The 17459-nt window shown below is 67.0% G+C and carries 16 protein-coding genes; 5 read left to right on the forward strand and 11 right to left on the reverse strand.

From position 1 onward, the window contains the following. Positions 1-111: 111 nt before the first annotated feature. The 11 genes from MNQ95_RS06580 to dnaA form a co-directional block, all read right to left on the reverse strand. A complete protein-coding gene (locus tag MNQ95_RS06580; RefSeq protein ID WP_162408190.1) occupies positions 112-528 on the reverse strand; it encodes an ExbD/TolR family protein in 417 nt (138 codons plus the stop codon). 3 nt (positions 529-531) lie between these two features. After that, positions 532-957 (reverse strand): ExbD/TolR family protein, encoded by a 426-nt coding sequence (locus tag MNQ95_RS06585; protein ID WP_162408191.1) that lies wholly within the window; start codon positions 955-957, stop codon positions 532-534. Positions 958-1001: 44 nt separating this feature from the next. Continuing rightward, entirely contained in the window at positions 1002-1760 is a 759-nt protein-coding gene (exbB, locus tag MNQ95_RS06590; protein WP_162408192.1) for a TonB-system energizer ExbB, read from the reverse strand. A gap of 93 nt (positions 1761-1853) precedes the next feature. After that, on the reverse strand, positions 1854-2525 hold the full coding sequence (locus MNQ95_RS06595) for an energy transducer TonB (RefSeq protein WP_162408193.1): 672 nt from the start codon (positions 2523-2525) through the stop codon (positions 1854-1856). 145 nt (positions 2526-2670) lie between these two features. Further along, entirely contained in the window at positions 2671-3846 is a 1176-nt protein-coding gene (locus MNQ95_RS06600; protein WP_162408194.1) for a heme biosynthesis protein HemY, read from the reverse strand. Positions 3847-3957: 111 nt separating this feature from the next. After that, complete coding sequence (locus tag MNQ95_RS06605) at positions 3958-4791, reverse strand: M48 family metallopeptidase (RefSeq protein WP_425605717.1); 834 nt, start codon at positions 4789-4791, stop codon at positions 3958-3960. 50 nt (positions 4792-4841) lie between these two features. Continuing rightward, positions 4842-5690 carry a CPBP family intramembrane glutamic endopeptidase gene (locus MNQ95_RS06610; RefSeq protein ID WP_425605718.1) on the reverse strand — a complete coding sequence of 283 codons (849 nt, stop codon included), beginning with the start codon at positions 5688-5690 and terminating at the stop codon, positions 4842-4844. Next, complete coding sequence (gyrB, locus tag MNQ95_RS06615) at positions 5683-8127, reverse strand: DNA topoisomerase (ATP-hydrolyzing) subunit B (protein ID WP_162408196.1); 2445 nt, start codon at positions 8125-8127, stop codon at positions 5683-5685. Before gyrB ends, MNQ95_RS06610 begins: the two co-directional genes overlap by 8 nt. A 117-nt stretch (positions 8128-8244) precedes the next feature. Then, positions 8245-9339, reverse strand: coding sequence for a DNA replication/repair protein RecF (gene recF / locus MNQ95_RS06620; RefSeq protein WP_241954179.1), 1095 nt, complete (start codon positions 9337-9339; stop codon positions 8245-8247). 82 nt (positions 9340-9421) lie between these two features. Then, positions 9422-10522, reverse strand: coding sequence for a DNA polymerase III subunit beta (dnaN, locus tag MNQ95_RS06625; protein WP_162408198.1), 1101 nt, complete (start codon positions 10520-10522; stop codon positions 9422-9424). Between the two features lie 306 nt (positions 10523-10828). Next, the gene (gene dnaA / locus MNQ95_RS06630) at positions 10829-12166 is read right to left on the reverse strand and encodes a chromosomal replication initiator protein DnaA (protein ID WP_241954378.1); all 1338 of its coding nucleotides are present in this window, start codon (positions 12164-12166) and stop codon (positions 10829-10831) included. 242 nt (positions 12167-12408) lie between these two features. Between dnaA and rpmH the strand changes: the two genes are divergently transcribed. From rpmH to MNQ95_RS06655, 5 genes are all read left to right on the forward strand, one after another. Continuing rightward, positions 12409-12549, forward strand: a complete 141-nt coding sequence (gene rpmH / locus MNQ95_RS06635; RefSeq protein ID WP_024892171.1) for a 50S ribosomal protein L34 — start codon at positions 12409-12411, stop codon at positions 12547-12549. A 56-nt stretch (positions 12550-12605) separates the two neighbouring features. Then, the gene (gene rnpA / locus MNQ95_RS06640; RefSeq protein WP_162408199.1) at positions 12606-13046 is read left to right on the forward strand and encodes a ribonuclease P protein component; all 441 of its coding nucleotides are present in this window, start codon (positions 12606-12608) and stop codon (positions 13044-13046) included. 22 nt (positions 13047-13068) lie between these two features. Then, a complete protein-coding gene (yidC, locus tag MNQ95_RS06645) occupies positions 13069-14769 on the forward strand; it encodes a membrane protein insertase YidC (protein WP_162408200.1) in 1701 nt (566 codons plus the stop codon). 73 nt (positions 14770-14842) lie between these two features. Then, entirely contained in the window at positions 14843-16204 is a 1362-nt protein-coding gene (mnmE, locus tag MNQ95_RS06650) for a tRNA uridine-5-carboxymethylaminomethyl(34) synthesis GTPase MnmE (RefSeq protein ID WP_241954180.1), read from the forward strand. A 176-nt stretch (positions 16205-16380) separates the two neighbouring features. Then, positions 16381-17379, forward strand: a complete 999-nt coding sequence (locus MNQ95_RS06655) for an energy transducer TonB (RefSeq protein ID WP_241954181.1) — start codon at positions 16381-16383, stop codon at positions 17377-17379. The last annotated feature ends 80 nt before the right edge of the window (positions 17380-17459 follow it).

Consider the following 17459-nt stretch of genomic DNA (forward strand, 5'->3'; position numbering starts at 1 on the left):
TGGCATACCGGCACACAGGACACACAAACGAAAACGCCGCCTCGTGGGCGGCGTTTTCGATGGCTGCGTCTGCCTGACCGCCGCTGCAGGAGGCGGGGGCGGACGTCGCCGTTACTGCTGCTGCACGAAGTTGATCTTCATCATCTGCGCGTTCTTGGCCGCTGCCAGGACCTTAGCCATGGTCTCGTACTCCGAGTCCGAGCTGGCATCGATGCGCAGCTCCGGCTGGTTGGTCGGATCACGCTGCACTTCGGTTTCCATCATCTGCTGGAGCGTGGCCACCGCGACGGGGCCGTTGTTCCAGAAGACCTGGTTGGTCGAATCGATGCGCAGGTCGATCGGCGGCGGCGGCTCGCGAAGCTGCGGCGGCGGGTTGATCACCCGTTGCGGCAGGGCCACGTCGATCGGATACGTCATGATCGGCGCGGTCACGATGAAGATGATCAGCAACACCAGCATCACGTCCACCAGGGGCGTGACGTTGATGTCGGCCATCGGGCCCTTGCCGGAACCGGAACTGAAAGCCATGGCTTACTGACCCTTTACTTTGGTTGCGACGAAGCCGATGTCGAGCATGCCCTGCGACTGCGCGATCTTGGTGATGTCGTTGATCGTGCGCATCTTGGTGGTCTTGTCGCCACGCAGGTTCAGCGGAGGCTGAGGGGTCTGCTGGGCGACGCTCGACAACCGCGACTCGAGCACTTCGCGGGTGATCGCTTCATCGTTCCAGAACAGCGAACCGTCTTCCTTGACCGACACCGTGATCGGCATGACGCGCTTTTCGGCGTCATCCGGCTTCTGGGCCAGGTTCGCTTCTGGAAGTTCGATCTTCACCTTATGCGACATCAGCGGCGCGGTGATGATGAAGATGATGAGCAGCACCAACATCACGTCCACGAGGGGCGTGACGTTGATGTCGGCCATGGGGCCGCCGCTGCTGTCGGAACTGAAGGCCATGCGGGCTCTCCGTAACTTGCCTGTATCGTTCTTCGGGAAACCGCTTAGCGCACGCGCGAGCCGGTGGCGAAGAAGTCGTGCAGATCGTGGGCGAACGAATCGAACTTGGCGATCGTGGCGCTGTTGATCTTGCTGAAGAAGTTGTAGGCGAACACCGCCGGGATGGCGACGAACAGACCGATGGCGGTCATGATCAGCGCTTCACCCACCGGGCCGGCGACGGCGTCGATCGAGGCCGAGCCGGTCGCACCGATCTTGATCAGCGCGCCGTAGATGCCCCACACGGTGCCCAGCAGGCCCACGAACGGCGCGGTCGCGCCGACGGTTGCGAGCAGGATCATGCCCGACTGCAGCCTGGAGCTTTCGCGGGTCACGGCCTGACGCAGGGCGCGATCGACGAACTCCGAACGGGTCAGCGACTCGCCCAGGCCGGCACCGGCACCTTCGGCACGCTGGTGGTGGGCGGCAGCCTGCGCGGCATCCAGCGCGATCTTGGAGAACGGCTCGCTACGCGGCTGCTCTTCCATCACGCGGATGGCTTCCTGGGCATTCGGAGCATCCCAGAACGCATTGACGACGCGGTCGGCATACGACTTCAGGCGGGTGTTCTTGATGGCGTTGAAGATCGTCCAGTACCACGACGCAGCCGACATCAGGACCAGGGTGATCAGCACGATCCAGGAGACGGCGAACTCGCCCGGATTGGCGACCATCTCGGACAGAAGGTGGTCGAAGCCCATCTGCGTGAGGGCGGTGGCGCTGTTGCCCCCGGCGGCGGCGGCGATGAAGAGTTCCTGCAGCATGACGCTTACCTTTGGTTTGATTGGGGATAGAGAAGAGAGCGGAAACGCTAGGCCCGGTTTTCATCACGGGAACCCCGTGACGGGGTGCGGACGTCAACCCAGAGTGAAGTTCACCGGGACCCGAACGCGACCGGCCGCTTTCTGGCCGCCAACGTTAGCGGGATTGAAACGCCACTTGCGTGCAGCTTCCATCGCAGCGCGATCGAGGTCGCGGTTACGGCTGGATTTTTCGACCGACACGTTGGTCACGTTGCCGTTCGCGTCCACGTCGATGACCAGAATCACCTCACCCTCGATGCCCGAGCGTGCGGCAGCCGGTGGATAGCGCGGCGGATTCATGTTCTTGGACGAGATGTCGACGCTGGCGCTGATGTCGGCGACCGGGGCCGGCGGCGACGGCGGCGACGGCTCCTGGTAGACGTCGGTCGGACGCGGCTCGGCCACGTCGATCGGCGGAGCCTCCGGCGGCGGCGGCACCGGCGAGGGCTTCGGCGGCGACAGCTCCTTGATCGGCGGCGGCGGCTTGTCCTGCGGCGGCGGCGGCGGCGGCGGCGGTGGTGGCGGTGGCGGTGCGTCGACCAGGGTCACCAGGATGTTGCGCTCCTTCTCCATCTCCGCCTTCGGCGCGACGGCGGGAATCAGCAACAGCATGAGCGCGGCCAGATGCAGCGCGATGACGAACGCAATGCCGATGATGCGCGGCCAGCTGAGCCCGCTGTCCTCGGTTTCTTCGTAATTCCTGTGTACAACCAGTTGTTCAGCCATGCGCCTAGTAACTCAGGTGTGGGGCCGGGCCGCGGGTGGAAGATATCCACCAGGACCCAGGTTCTCGCGGGTGACACCGCATGAACCGCCAAGCATATACCAATCCCGCGCCCCTGTGCCTAGGGCGCGGCGCTTTTCCGAAATGTTACTTCAAGTTGATGATTTGCTTGGCCTTAGCCTGGTTTTTCACGCCCTTGGACAGGGCCTGCTGTGCGGCCTGCTTGGCTTCGGCGAGGCGCCCCTCTTCCTGCGAAAGCACGATCGCCAGGTTGAGGTAGGTTTCCCCGTCCTTGGACAGCGGCGCGGCCTTCTTCCAGCTGTCGATCGCCTGCGGGATCTGGTCGCTGTAGTAGTAGGACTGGGCCAGGGCCAGGTAGGTCTGGTGGTCGGGCTTGAGCGCACCCTTCTGCAGGCCTTCGTTGATCACGGAGATCACGTCCTTCTCGTGGCCATCCATGTTCGCGTAGGTCACATAGAGCTGGCGGTATTCGCGCTCGTCGGTCAGCTGGCCGGAGGCGCGCAGCTTCTCGAGCACGGCGGCCGCCTTGTCCATCTGGTCGGCCTGGGCGTACACCGATGCCAGGTTCATCTGCGCCTTCTTGTCGGTCGCATTCTTCGCGGCCAACTTCTCGGCCAGCGTGACCGCCTCACCCGTCAGGTTGGCTTCGGCATAGGACGCCATCAGCAGCTGCACCCAGCTGTCCTTCGGCTCAGGGGTGGATTCGACCGCCTGCTTCAACGGCGCGATCGCTTCCTGGTAGCGCTCGGTCTGGTACAGCGCCTGGCCCTTGAGCACCAGGTCATCGGGCTTGGTCGACTTGGTTTCGGCCAGGTACTTGTCCAGCGTGGCCAGCCCGGGCTGGTATTCATCGTCGGCCAGCTGCAACTGGGCGAGCATCAGCATCGACTGGTAATGGCCGTTGTTGTCCAGGCCATCGAACTGCAGCACCTGCTGCAGGTAGGCCTTCGCGGCCGCAAGGTCATCGAGGTTGTACGCGGCCTGCGCGGCCAGCTGCGCGGACACGGCCTTGTCGTAGTTGTTCGCGCCTTCCTGGACCAGGAGCTCGTCGGCCAGTACGCGGGTCTGGGCGAAGTCTTCCTTGTTGTAAACGTCGATCAGCTTCTGCAGCTTCTTGCCGGCCTTGCTGGAGGGCTTGGTCGAGGGCTCCTGGCGCGTGGCGTTCGGGTACAGGACTTCGGCCTTGTCGGCCTTCTTCGAACGCGCGGAGGTCGGCGCCGCGGACACATCGGCTACCACCATGCCACCGAGCGCGGCGGCGATGAGGATCGACAGGACGGCTTGCTTGCTGCGGAACTTCATTGGATCACCTCGTACGGGCCACCGCCGGCAGGCGGAGCGGGAACCGGGTCGGCAACGCTACCAGAACCGGGTTTTTTTCGGAATGCCACAAAACGTGCATTGCGCATGCAGTCAGGGACCGCACCGGGGCGTATGGCCAGCCTGTCGCGCCGCCAGATAAACCGGCTGCAACGATGGGGCCCTCGCTTCCAGGGAACGGATCCTGTTCTGCGGATCGGGATGGGTCGAAAGCCATTCGGGCGAGCGGCCGGCAGAAGCGGCGATCATGTTTTCCCAGAGATCGGCGGCCTGCGCAGGATCGAATCCCGCCTGGGCCATCAAACGCTGTCCGATCTCGTCCGCTTCGCCCTCCTGGGTCCGGGAGAACGGAAGCAGCACCCCCACCTGTGCGGCCATGCCGCCACCCTGGGTGACCAGGTCCGAACCGGTCTGGCCGTAACGGGTTCCGGCGAGCGCGCCGAGCACCGCCAGTCCCGTCGACGTCGCGCTTTGCCGGGAAACACGCTCGTTGGTGTGACGGGCGTAGACATGGCCGATCTCGTGGCCGATCACTGCAGCCAGCTGGTCCTGGTTCTTGGCCACCTTGAACATGCCGGTGTTGACTCCGACCTTGCCACCGGGCAAGGCGAAGGCGTTCGGGGAATCGTCGACGAACACCGCAGTTTCCCACGGCAGGCCGCGCCACTCAGGCGGCAACTGCTGGACGAGGGCGTTGACCACGCACTGCACGTACGCGTTCTGCTGGCCCCCGGTCTGGGTCTTCTGCTTGGACTTCATCTCGTTGAACGCCTGCGCGCCCATCTGGTTGAGCTCGCCGTCCGAGTACGCCATGTACTGCGTGCGCCCGGTGGGCGACGTCGTGGTTGCGCAGGCCGCCAATGCGGCCGCCATCGCAAATACCAGCCCTGTCCGCTTCCAGCCCATAAACCGTTCCGCCCTGTTCATCTGTTGGCAGTGTCCTCGCTGCGGTCTTAACTTTTCGTCAAGCGCGGGGCTCATGCCAAGCCGTGGACGATCAGGGCCAAGCCATTGTTCAGGGCGTGGGCCAGGATGGGTGCCCACAAAGTGCCGGTGCGCCAGTACAGCCAGGCGAACGCCGCGCCCATGCCCCCATACACCAGCCACAGCTGCAGCACCGCCAGCGGCGGATTGGCACTCAGGCCCGGGACTTCATGCACCAGGGCGAAGGCCAGGCTGGCCAGGAGCATGCCCAGCCACGGTCGTCCTGCGGCCAGGAAGCGTCCGAACAGCACGCGCCGGAAGAGCAGCTCCTCGTATGCCGGCGCCAGCACCACCGCGAATACGACCAGGACAAACGGCCAGTGCCTGGCGGCTTCCTCGACCAGCGCCATATTGGTGGGCACCGGCTCGCTGCCGGCCAGCTGCATGAGGTAGCCGAGCAGCGTGCTGCCGGCAAACACGGCAACACCTACCAGTACCGTCCAACTCCAGGTCGACCGGCGCCGCAGCGCGGCCATGGATTGCCGCCGCTCGACCGCCGTAGCCCGGCGGCGCACCAGGTACAGCACCAGTGCCGCCGCCGACATGCCCACCGCGGCCATCAGGATCTGCGCCAGCGCACCCGGTTCCCCGATCGCGCCGGCGATCGCCGCGGCCTCGGGGGCCTGGCCGCCGTTCTCCTGCACCACGACGACGACCCGCCACACGCCCCATGCGATGCCACTGGCCAGGCTCGCGACGAGCAGGACGATGATCGCGATGGCGATATCGAGCAGGAAAGCGCGCACCAGCGGACCGGTGCGCGATGCCAGCGGCGGAAACCCAGCCGCTGCGATGTCCGACGATGAAACGGCGGCGGGCGGGCCGCCCGCCGGATCAGACATCCAGGTTGGCGACCTTCAACGCGTTGTTCTCGATGAACTCGCGACGCGGCTCGACCACGTCGCCCATCAAGGTGCTGAAGATCTGGTCGGCCGCCACCGCATCCTCGATGCGCACGCGCAGCAGGCGGCGGGTATCCGGATTGACCGTGGTGTCCCACAGCTGCTCGGGATTCATCTCGCCCAGGCCCTTGAAGCGCTGGATCTGACGGCCCTTCTTCGCCTCATCCAGCAGCCAGGCCTGGGCCTGCGCGAAGCTGGTCACCGGCTGCGACTTGCCGCCACGCATGACCTGGGCGCCATCGCGGATCAGGCCATGCAGCGCGGCAGCGGCGTCGCGCAACGGGCGCAGCTCGCCGCTTTCGAAGATCGACAACGGCAACACCTGCTGCACTTCCTCGCCCATGTGCCGGCGGGTGACTTCCAGCGCGGCCGGGCGCGATTCGCTCGCCGCGAGCATCTTCAGCACGAAACGCGGGCTGCCCAGCTTGCCGCGGTTGAGGCGCGCTTCGAGCGCTTCGAGCTCGTGCCGCTCGTCGGTGTTGCGGGCCAGGTGTTCGGCGTCAAGCGGAGTGAAATCGATCAGCGCCTCGAGCACCCGCGGATCGAAGCGGTGGCTGTTGCGTGCGATCGCCTCGCGTGCGCCGGCGTACACCAGCAGCAGCTTCTCCAGGCCTTCGCCGCTGACCGGCGGCTCGCCATCGGCCGGCACCAGCGCGGCGTTGTCCACCGCGCTGCTGGCCAGGTAGGAATCCAGCGCCGGGTCGTCCTTGAGGTAGAGCTCGGTCTTGCCCTGCTTGATCTTGTACAGCGGCGGCAGGCCGATGTAGACATGGCCCCGCTCGAGCAGTTCCGGCATCTGCCGGTAGAAGAACGTCAGCAGCAGCGTGCGGATGTGGGAGCCGTCCACGTCCGCGTCGGTCATGATGATGATGCGGTGGTAGCGCAGCTTGTCCGGGTTGTACTCGTCCCTGCCGATGCCGGTACCCAGCGCGGTGATCAGGGTGCCGACCTGGTCGGACGCGAGCATGCGATCGAATCGCGCGCGTTCCACGTTGAGGATCTTGCCGCGCAGGGGAAGCACCGCCTGGTTCTTGCGGTTCCGGCCCTGCTTGGCCGAACCGCCCGCCGAGTCGCCCTCGACGATGAACAGTTCGCTCAGCGCCGGATCCTTCTCCTGGCAGTCCGCCAGCTTGCCCGGCAGGCCGGCGATATCGAGCGCGCCCTTGCGCCGGGTCAGCTCGCGCGCCTTGCGCGCGGCCTCGCGGGCCCGGGCGGCGTCCACCACCTTGGCGGCGATGGCACGGGCCTCGTTCGGGTTTTCCTGAAGGAACTCCTCCAAACGTGCACCGAACGCGCCCTCAACAGCAGGCTTCACCTCCGAACTGACCAGCTTCTCCTTGGTCTGGCTGGAGAAGCTTGGATCGGGCACCTTCACCGAGAGGACCGCGATCATGCCTTCGCGCATGTCATCGCCGGAGAGATTGATCTTGGCCTGCTTGGCGATCCCGTTCTGCTCGATGTAATTGCTGAGCGTGCGGGTCAGCGCGGCGCGGAAACCGGCCAGATGGGTGCCGCCGTCCTTCTGCGGGATGTTGTTGGTGAAGCAGAACATCGTTTCCTGGTAGGCGTCGGTCCATTGCAGGGCGACGTCGACGACGATTCCGTTGTGCTCGCCCGTCACCGAGATCACGTTCGGGTGCAGCGGGGTCTTCAGCTGGGCCAGGTGCTCGACGAAGCTGCGGATGCCGCCTTCGTACTCGAATACGTCCTGGCGGCCTTCGCCGCGCTCGTCGATCAGGGTGATCCGGACGCCCGAGTTGAGGAACGACAGCTCGCGCAGGCGGCGGGCCAGGATGTCGTAGTGGAACTCGGTGTCGGTGAAGATTGCCGCTGCCGGCTTGAAGCGCAGCATGGTGCCGCGCTTCTCGGAGGGTTCCAGCTGCTTGAGCGCGTAAAGCGGCTCACCCAGCGCGTATTCCTGCTGCCAGTGGTGTCCGTCGCGCCAGATGTCGAGCCAAAGATGCTCGGACAGCGCGTTGACCACGGAGACGCCCACGCCGTGCAGGCCGCCGGAAACCTTGTAGCTGTTGTCGTCGAACTTGCCGCCGGCGTGCAGCACGGTAAGGATCACCTCGGCCGCCGAAACACCCTCTTCCTTGTGCGTGTCGACCGGGATACCGCGACCATTGTCGGAGACGGCAACCGAACCGTCCTCGAGGATCCGCACGAAGATGTCATTGGCATGGCCGGCGAGGGCTTCGTCGACCGAGTTGTCGACGACCTCGAACACCATGTGGTGCAAGCCGGTACCGTCGTGCACGTCGCCGATGTACATGCCCGGGCGCTTGCGGACCGCTTCCAGGCCACGCAGGACGGTGATCTTGCTCGAGTCGTAGGAATCGTTGCCGGGGGTGGAACTCGGGGTCTGCTCGCTCATGCCTTCGCCACGTCGGGGCCGGGCCGCAGCCATTTCAGCTGCGGACACCTTAGCTATAGGGTTGACGCCCGATTATACCCCAGCAAGAGACCGGGCCCCGACCCCTCACTTTCGGGATCAGCCTGTGATTCGACCCTGTTCCACGTGGAACACCCGAGCCTCGACGCGGTCACTACCGAGGACGCTCGGCAGCTCGGTCGCGCTCACGAACAGTTGCAGGCCCGCTTGATCCTGCAGAAACCGAAACACCCGCTGCTGGTGCTCCCTGTCCAGTTCGGAGGGGAGATCATCCAGGGCGATGACCGGCCAGTGCCCCCGGCGCTCACGGTAGTCGCTGGCCTGGGCCAGTAGCGCTGCCAATGCCGCCAGTTTGGTCTGGCCGCGCGACAACGCTTCCCTGCCGGGCAAGCTGGCGAAGCGCAGGCTCCAGTCGGCGCGGTGGGGCCCCACGCCGGTATAGCCGGCCAAGCGGTCCCGCTCACGCCCCAACAGCAGCGCATCCGGCAGCGACAGTTCCTGTCGCCGCCAGCCGGGCTGGAAATCCAGGCCAGCCAGAGGCAATCCCGGGGTGAGGGAGGCACCTACCTCCATTACCCGCGGCGCGAGCTCGGCGAGGTAGCGTTCCCTGTAGGTCGTCAGCGCCTCTCCGGCCTCCCCCAGCTCATGGTCCCAGGCATCCAGCTGGCTCGACGCACCATGGGCCTTGAGGAGCGCGTTGCGCTGCTTCAGGGCGCGCGCATAGCGACGCCAGAGCGGCAGGAAGTCCTGTTCCACGTGGAACAGGCCCCAATCCATGAACCGTCGCCGGTTCTCCGCTCCTCCGGCAATCAGCGCATGACTGCCGGGCTCGAAAGTCACCACCGCCAGCGCTGCGCACAACTGGCCCAGGTGGCCAACTTCCCGACCGTCCAACCGGCCCGACCAGTCCTGGCCGCCGTGGCGAAGGCCTGCTCGCCGCAACACCGTGCCAGCGCCAACAGCCCCCTCTTCCCACTCGACGAATACTTCCAGAGCGGCCGCGTGCTCCCGGATCAGGCCATCACGTACCCGACCCCGGAAACTGCGGCCGTAGGCCATGAGGTGCAGCGCTTCAAGCACGCTGGTCTTGCCAGCGCCATTGGCGCCAGTCAGCAGGTTCAACCCGGCCGAGGGCAGCAGCTCGGCTTCGTCGAAACGCCGCACGTCCCGCAATGTCAGCCGTGTTACCCGCACGGATGGGCCCCCAAAGCACAACACCCGGCCGAAGCCGGGCGTTGCGAAGGTTCCACGTGGAACACCGGGGTCGCCGTTTGCGTCACAGCCGCAGCGGCATGACCACGTGACGGCACTTGGCGCTGCTGGCTTCACGAACCAGTGCCGACGAGTTGGCGTCCCGCAACGCGATCACGACATGTTCGTCGCGCAGGGCACCCAGCGCGTCGAGCAGGTAGTTGACGTTGAACCCGATCGCCAGGTTGTCGACCTTGGTGTCAGCCTCGATCTCTTCCTGCGCCTCTTCCTGCTCGGGATTATGGGCGCTGATCTTCAGCTGGCCGGGGGAGATCTCCACCCGCACGCCACGGTACTTCTCGTTCGAGAGGATCGCGGCGCGTTGCAGGGCCGCACGCAGGACCTCGCGATCCACCTTGGCCTCCTTCTCCGCACCGATCGGGATCACCGCTTCGTAGTCGGGGAAACGGCCATCGATCAGCTTGGAGGTGAACGTCACATCGTCGCGCTTGACCCGGACGTGGCTACGCCCCAGCTCCAGCTCCAAGGCCCGGTCGACGCCCTCGAGCAGGCGTTGCAGTTCGGTCACGCCCTTGCGCGGCACGATGATCTGGCGCTTGGTGGCTACCGTCTGCTCAAGCGGTGCTTCGCACAACGCCAGGCGATGGCCGTCGGTAGCCACGCAACGCAGGGTCTGGTCGCGCAGGTCGAACAGCAGGCCGTTGAGGTAATAGCGGACATCCTGCTGGGCCATGGCGAACGCCGTGCGCTCGATCAGTTCCTTGAGGCCCGCTTCGGGAACACTGATCCGCTCGGTGGCTTCGACTTCGTCCACCGAGGGGAAATCGTTGGCGGGCAGGGTCGCCAGGGTGAACCGGCTGCGTCCGGCCTGGACGCTGACCTTGTCACCGTTCTGGCTGACCGTTACCCGGCTGCCGTCGGGCAAGGCGCGCACGATCTCGAACAGTTTCCGTGCGGGGATGGTGGTTTCACCGTCCTGCGCGTCCTCGACTGCTGCGCGGGCGACCATCTCCACTTCCAGGTCGGTACCGGTCAGCGAGAGCTGTCCGTTCTGGACCTGCACCAGGAAGTTGGCCAGAACCGGCAGGGTTTGGCGCCGTTCGACAACGTTGACGACCTGGGCCAAGGGCTTGAGAAAGGCCTCTCGTTGCAGAGTGAAACGCATGGGAGTCCGTGCCTCTACGCTTTAAAGGAATGTGGAATAAATCTAAATGTGGTGGTGCTGGAGTAGCCCTAAATCTGTGGAAAACTACTTTAAACTATTGAATTATATCTAATTTCTGTTAGCGCAAAGCCTGCGTAAAAGACCTAGCCGGGGATCAGGACAAGCTGTGGATGGATTTGACCCCTCGGATCTGTCCCCGGCTTATCCCCAGATCATCCCCGGGTTCTACCCAGAGAATTTACCGCACCTGCCCGGTCGACCGCTGCGTTCGTTGATCGCGCCGCCCCCGGGGTCCGACGAGCGGACCTACTCGCTCAGCTTGCGGATCAACTTGTCCCAGTCCTCGCGCAGCTTGCCGTCGGTTTCCATCAGGTTGCGGATCTGGCGGCACGCATGCAGCACGGTGGTGTGGTCGCGGCCGGCGAAGGCGTCGCCGATCTCCGGAAGGCTGTGCTCGGTCAGTTCCTTGGTCAGGGCCATGGCCATCTGTCGCGGTCGCGCGAGCGAGCGGGTACGACGCTTGGACAGCAGGTCTTTCATCTGCAATCCGTAATAGTCGGCGACGGTCTTCTGGATGTTGGGAATGCCGATCGCCTGCTGCTGGGCGCGCAGCAGGTCGCGCAGCGTCTCCTGGGCGAACTCCACGCTGATCGTGCGTCCCGTGAAGTTGGCGCGCGCGGCCAGGGTGTTGAGCGCACCCTCCAGGTCGCGCACGTTGCTGCGCATTTTCTTGGCCAGCAGGAACGCCACCTCGTCCGGGATCTGCGCGCCGCGCTCGTTCGCTTTGGCCAGCACGATCGCCGCACGGGTCTCGAAATCCGGCGGGTCGATCGCCACCGACAGGCCCCAGGCCAGGCGCGACTTCAGTCGCGGCTCCAGCCCGTCCACTTCGCGCGGATAGCGGTCGCAGGTCATGATGATCTGCTGGCGGCTGTCGAACAGCGAATTGAAGGTGTGGAAGAACTCTTCCTGCGTGCGGTCCTTGCCGGCGAAGAACTGGATGTCGTCGATCAGCAGCGCGTCGATCTGCTGGAACTGGCGCTTGAACTGGTCGGCGGTCTTTTCCTGCAGGGCGCGGAAGAACGCGCTGTAGAACTGCTCCGAGCGCAGGTACAGCACGCGCGCACCGGGATTGGCCGCGCGCATGGCGTTGCCGGCGGCGAACATCAGGTGGGTCTTGCCCAGCCCGGTGCCCCCGTACAGCAGCAGCGGGTTGTGCGCGCGGTCGCCCGGACGCTGCGCGGCCTGCCACGCGGCGGCGCGGCCCAACTGGTTGCTGCGTCCCTCGACGAAGTTCTCGAAGGTGTAATGCGAATCGAGGTTGCCGTTGAACGGCTCGGACGAGGTGGCCGGGCGGTGGCCCAGCCCCGGCAGCGCGGCCGCCGCCGAAGGGCGGGCCGGTTCGGCCGCACGCGGACGCGAGCCGATCTCCAGCGCCACGTTGAGGCCGGCGAAATGCTGGGCCAGTTCGCGGATCCGCGGCAGGTACCGGTCGCGGACCTGTTCGATGATGAAGGCGTTGGGCGCGTAGAGCACGACGCCGTCGACGCGCTCCTCGGCCTGCAGGGGTTTGAGCCAGGTATGGACGTCCTCGGCCGGCAGTTCGGCTTCGAGGCGTTCCAGACAACGGGGCCAGGCATCCATCAGAAAGGCAAAGCTCATGGGGCGATCGCCGCGTCGGGTGAGCGACGCCGGACGACCGCGGGGGTCGGAAATCGGACTGGGCAGCCTACCATCGGGGCTGTGCTTTCCCAAGACTTATTCACAGGGCATCCACAGACATCACGGCCGGTTGCCGGGCCGGGCGGACATGGCGGCTTGACCCGGACTCGGCCTGCCCCGTAGAATTTCCGGTTCTTTCGAACTGAACACAGCCGAGTGCCGCCATGGCTACCAAGCGCACCTACCAGCCCAGCAACCTCAAGCGCAAGCGCGATCACGGGTTTCGTGCCCGCATGAAGACCGCCGACGGCCGCAAGATCCTGGCGCGTCGCCGCGCCAAGGGCCGCAAGCGCCTGAGCGCCTGATTGCGATCCGGCCCCTGCCAGGCGCAGGAACCGGCCGCCGCGATCCGCAACATCCGATGACTTCCGACCCGCGCGCGCGATTCCCTCGCAGCGCGCGGGTTCGTTTGCGCGCCGAATATACCGTCGTGTTCGAGCAAGGTCGCCGTATCGGAGACCCGCTGCTTGGCCTGCACTGGGTTCCGGGTTCGCAGCCGCCGCGCCTGGGCCTGGCGGTATCGCGCAAGGTCGATCCGCATGCGGTCGGCCGCAACCGGATCAAGCGCGTGCTGCGCGACGCCACCCGCCGCGTGCGCGCCCAACTGGCCGGCGGCGATTACGTGGTGGTCGCGCGCCCCGCCGCGGGCCGCGCCGCGAACGCGCAACTCCTGGACGCCTACCTGAAGCTGCTGCGCCGCGCCGGCGCATTGCCCGCTCCGGTCGCCGGCGGCACAATGCCGGCGGCCACACCGTCCGATCCGACCCATCCCCCTATTCCCACTTCCACGCCGGACTCCTGACCCGGCCGAGCCTGCCTGCCCGATGAACCAGACCCGTGTATTCCTGATCCTTGCCTGGCTGATGGTGGCGATGCTGCTGTGGATGGAATGGGGCAAGGAAAAGGCCGCTCCGCCGGCCACCGCCGTTCCGGTCGCGGCCCTCACGGCCGACGGGGCCGCTTCCGTGCCCGCGGCCGTCCCGGCTCCGCAGGCCGGTGGCGCGGCAGTGCCCACCGCCACCGCGTCGCAGCCTGCCGCCCCCGTGTCGACCGCCGTGGGCGGCGGTGACCGCGTCAATGTGCGCAGCGATGTGCTCGACCTGGTCCTCGACGGCGGCAGCGTGCTGCAGGCCGACCTGCCCAAGTTCCCGCAGGCCCGCCAGTCCGGCAGCGCGCCTGTTCGCCTGTTCGACACCGATCCGGCGCATTTCTATGCAGCGCAGGCCGGCTGGGTCAGCGCCACCGGCGCCGCGCCGAGCCACCAGTCCGGCTTCGTGCCGGAAGGGCCGCAGCGTGATTTCGTCCTGGCCGATGGCCAGAACCAGGTGGTGGTGCCTTTCGTCTGGCACGGCCCGGACGGGGTCAGCATCCGTCGCAGCTACACGCTCACCCGCGGCTCCTATGCGGTCGAGGTGCGCGACGAGGTCATCAACCAGGGCACCACGCCCTGGCAGGGCCAGGTCTACCGCCAGCTGATCCGCAAGCCGCCGACGATCAAGCGCGGCTACACCCAGCCGGAATCCTTCAGCTTCACCGGCGCGGCCTGGTACGACGGCGACTACCAGCGCCGCAAGTTCGACGAGGATTTCCTCGAGGACGGCCGTGTCAACGCACAGGCGGCCCGTGGCTGGATCGCGATGCTGCAGCACCACTTCTTCAGCGCATGGATTCCCGAGGGCCAGCAGCCGTCGACCATCTCGCTGGACGCGCCCCCGAGCGGCGCGCTGGTCCGAGAGCTGGGCGAAGCGGTGCAGGTCGCACCCGGAGCGACCGCCACCACCCAGGCGCGCCTGTATGTCGGCCCGAAGCTGGTGTCGGAGATCCGCGCCCAGCAGGTCCCGGGCCTGGAGCGCGCGGTCGATTACAGCCAGTTCTCGATCCTGGCGTTGCTGGGGGAAGGCCTGTTCTGGGTGCTGAGCCACCTGTACGGCCTGTTCGGCAACTGGGGCTGGGCGATCATCGGCCTGGTGGTGCTGGTCAAGGCCGTGCTCTATCCGCTGTCGGCGGCGCAGTACAAGAGCTTCGCGAAGATGCGCAAGTTCCAGCCGCGCATCCAGCAGCTGAAGGAGCGTTACGGCGACGACAAGCAGAAGTTCCAGACCGCGATGATGGAGCTGTACAAGAAGGAAAAGATCAACCCGATGGGCGGCTGCCTGCCGATCCTGGTGCAGATGCCGGTGTTCCTGGCGCTGTACTGGGTGCTGGTGGAGTCGGTGGAGTTGCGCCACGCGCCGTGGATCCTCTGGATCCAGGACCTGACCGCGCGCGATCCGTACTTCATCCTGCCGGTCATCAACGTCGCGGTGATGTGGTTCACGCAGAAGCTGCAACCGGCGCCGGGCATGGATCCGATGCAGCAGAAGATGATGCAGTTCATGCCGGTCGCGTTCGGCGTGATGATGGCCTTCTTCCCGGCCGGCCTGGTCCTGTACTGGGTCACCAACGGTTCGCTGGGCCTGCTGCAGCAGTGGTGGATGATGAAGCGCCACGGCGAGCCGGCAACGAAGGCCACGCCGGCCAAGTGATCCGGCCGGCCCCAGCCGCACCAGCAAAAACCCGCCCGACCGGCGGGTTTTTGCTGTGCCAGACTCTGCGGCGATGAACACCCGCCCGCCCGCCGGCAACGACACCATCGCCGCGATCGCCACCGCGCCAGGGGCCGGTGGCGTCGGCATCGTGCGCCTCTCCGGGCCGCGTGCATTGGCCATCGCCGAGGCGATCGCCGCGCGCGGCCTGCTGCCGCGTCGCGCCGCGCGAGCCGTCTTTTCCGACGCCGATGGCCAGCCCATCGATGACGGCATCGCCCTGGCCTTCCCGGGTCCGCACAGCTTCACCGGCGAGGACGTGGCCGAACTGCAGGCGCACGGCAGCCCCGTGCTGCTGCGCCGGCTGGTCGAGCGCTGCTGCGAACTGGGCGCGCGCCCGGCACGGCCGGGCGAGTTCAGCGAACGCGCCTTCCTCAACGGCAAGGTCGACCTGGTCCAGGCCGAGGCCATCGCCGACCTGATCGCCGCGGCCGACCTGCGCGCGGCGCGCGCGGCGCGCAGGTCGCTGGAAGGCGTGTTTTCGCAAAGGATCGATGCGATCGCCGCGACCCTGCTGCGGTTGCGGGTCCACGTGGAAGCGGCGATCGATTTCGTCGACGAGCCGATCGAGACGCTCGGCATCGTGCAGGTGCGCGGTGACCTGGGCCGGCTGTGCGACGAGTTGCGACGTTTGATCGTCGAAGCCGAGCGCGGGCGCCGCCTGCGCGACGGCCTGCACGCGGTGCTGCTGGGGCCGCCCAATGCCGGCAAGAGCTCGCTGCTCAATGCACTGGCCGGCGATGCGCGCGCCATCGTGGCAGACATCGCCGGTACCACCCGCGACGTGTTGCGCGAGACCGTCCGCATCGACGGGCTGGAGCTGGAGCTTTCGGACACTGCCGGCCTGCGCGACGGCGGCGATGCGATCGAACGCGAAGGCATGCGCCGCGCGCATGCCGAGTTGCAGCGCGCCGACGTCGCCCTGCTGGTCCTGGACGCGACCGATCCGGACACAGGGCGGCCCGCGCTGGAAGAAGCCTCTGCCGGCGTGCCGGCGCGGCTGTGGATCCTGAACAAGGCCGACCTGCTCGATTCCCGGCACGCGACCGTGCCGCCCGGTGCCGATGAGGTGCACGTCTCGGCGCTGACCGGCGCGGGGCTGGATCACCTGCACGCCGCCCTGCGGCGGCTGGCTGCCGGTGGCGCGCCGGATGCCGCGGAAGGCGAATTCAGCGCACGCGGGCGACAGGTCGAGGGCCTGCGCGAGACCCTCGGCCACGCTCTTGCCGCGGCCGCCGAGCTGTCGGCCGAGCGGATGGAACTGGCGGCCGAGGAACTGCGCCTGGCCCACCAGGCCCTGGGCCTGATCACCGGGCAGACCAGCGCCGACGAGCTGCTGGGCCATATCTTCTCGAGCTTCTGCATCGGCAAATAGACTCGGGCGGCATGACCGGCATCACGTTTTCACCCGGATCCGGTGCGTGGCCGCGCTGCCCCGGACCCGGCGCGGCTTGTGGCCGGGCCCCTCGCGGTTGACAATCCCGGGCGGATTGCGCGATCTAGGGGACGCGATCCGGCTGTACCACATGCTTTTCCACGGGGGAGTACCGAATGCTGTCCATGACGATTTCGCCGAAATCGCGGCTGTGCGCGTGCCTGATGCTGGCTGCCGTCCTCGGCGCCTGCTCCAAGCAGGAAGAAGCCGCGCCGGCCGCGACCACGCCGGCCGCGGCCAACCAGCCCGCCGCGACTCCGGCGGCCACCCCGCCCGCCCCTGCGGTCGCCGCGACCGTGCAGGCGATGGGCGCCGACCAGCTGCGTGATGCCGCCAGCCAGGCGCTGCGCGAGAACCGGATGTACGCACCGGCGGGCGACAACGCCATGGAGTACTACCTGGCCTTGCGCGACAAGCTGCCCGATGACGCGGCCGTTTCCAGCGCGCTGACCGACCTGATGCCGTACACGCTCATCGCCGCCGAACAGGCCGTGGCGCGCGAACAGTTCGAAGAAGCCCAGCGTCTCGTCGCCCTGATCGAGAAGGCCGACAAGACCGCGCCGGCGCTGCCGCGCATCCGCCAGAGCATCACCACCTCGCAGCAGGCCGTGGCCCAGCGCAGCGAGGCCGAGGCCAACCGCGCCAAGGCCGACGCCGAGGCCCGCGTGCAGGCCCAGGCGCAGCAGCAGGTCCAGCAGCAGGCCGCCGAAGCCGACGCCGCCCGTCGCCTGGCCGAACAGCAGGAAGCCGCCCGCCAGGCGGCCGCGCGCGAAGCCGAACAGCAGCGCGAAGCCGCGGCCCGACAGGCCGCCGCGCAGCAGCAGGCCGCTCCGGCGGCGCAGGCCGCCGCACCGGCGCAGCGCAGCCTGCGTCCGATCAGCATGCCGTCGCCGCGCTACCCGCCCGACGCGCTGCGCGCCGGGACCTCGGGCGAGGTGCTGGTCGAGTTCACGGTCGGCACCGACGGTGCGGTCACCGATGCCCGCGTGCTGCGTGCCAATCCGGCGCGCACCTTCGATCGCGAAGCGCTCAACGCGGTCCGTCGCTGGCGCTTCGAGCCGGTCGACGCGCCGGTGACCACGCGTCGCACGGTGGCGTTCAACCCCGGCGGTTGATCGCGTCCTTCATGACAGGAAAAAGGCCCGGCAATGCCGGGCCTTTTTTATTGCTTCCATCCGCGACCTGGGGTCGCGGA

The sequence above is a fragment of the Pseudoxanthomonas daejeonensis genome (genome assembly GCF_022637495.1).
GTDB lineage: Bacteria > Pseudomonadota > Gammaproteobacteria > Xanthomonadales > Xanthomonadaceae > Pseudoxanthomonas > Pseudoxanthomonas daejeonensis.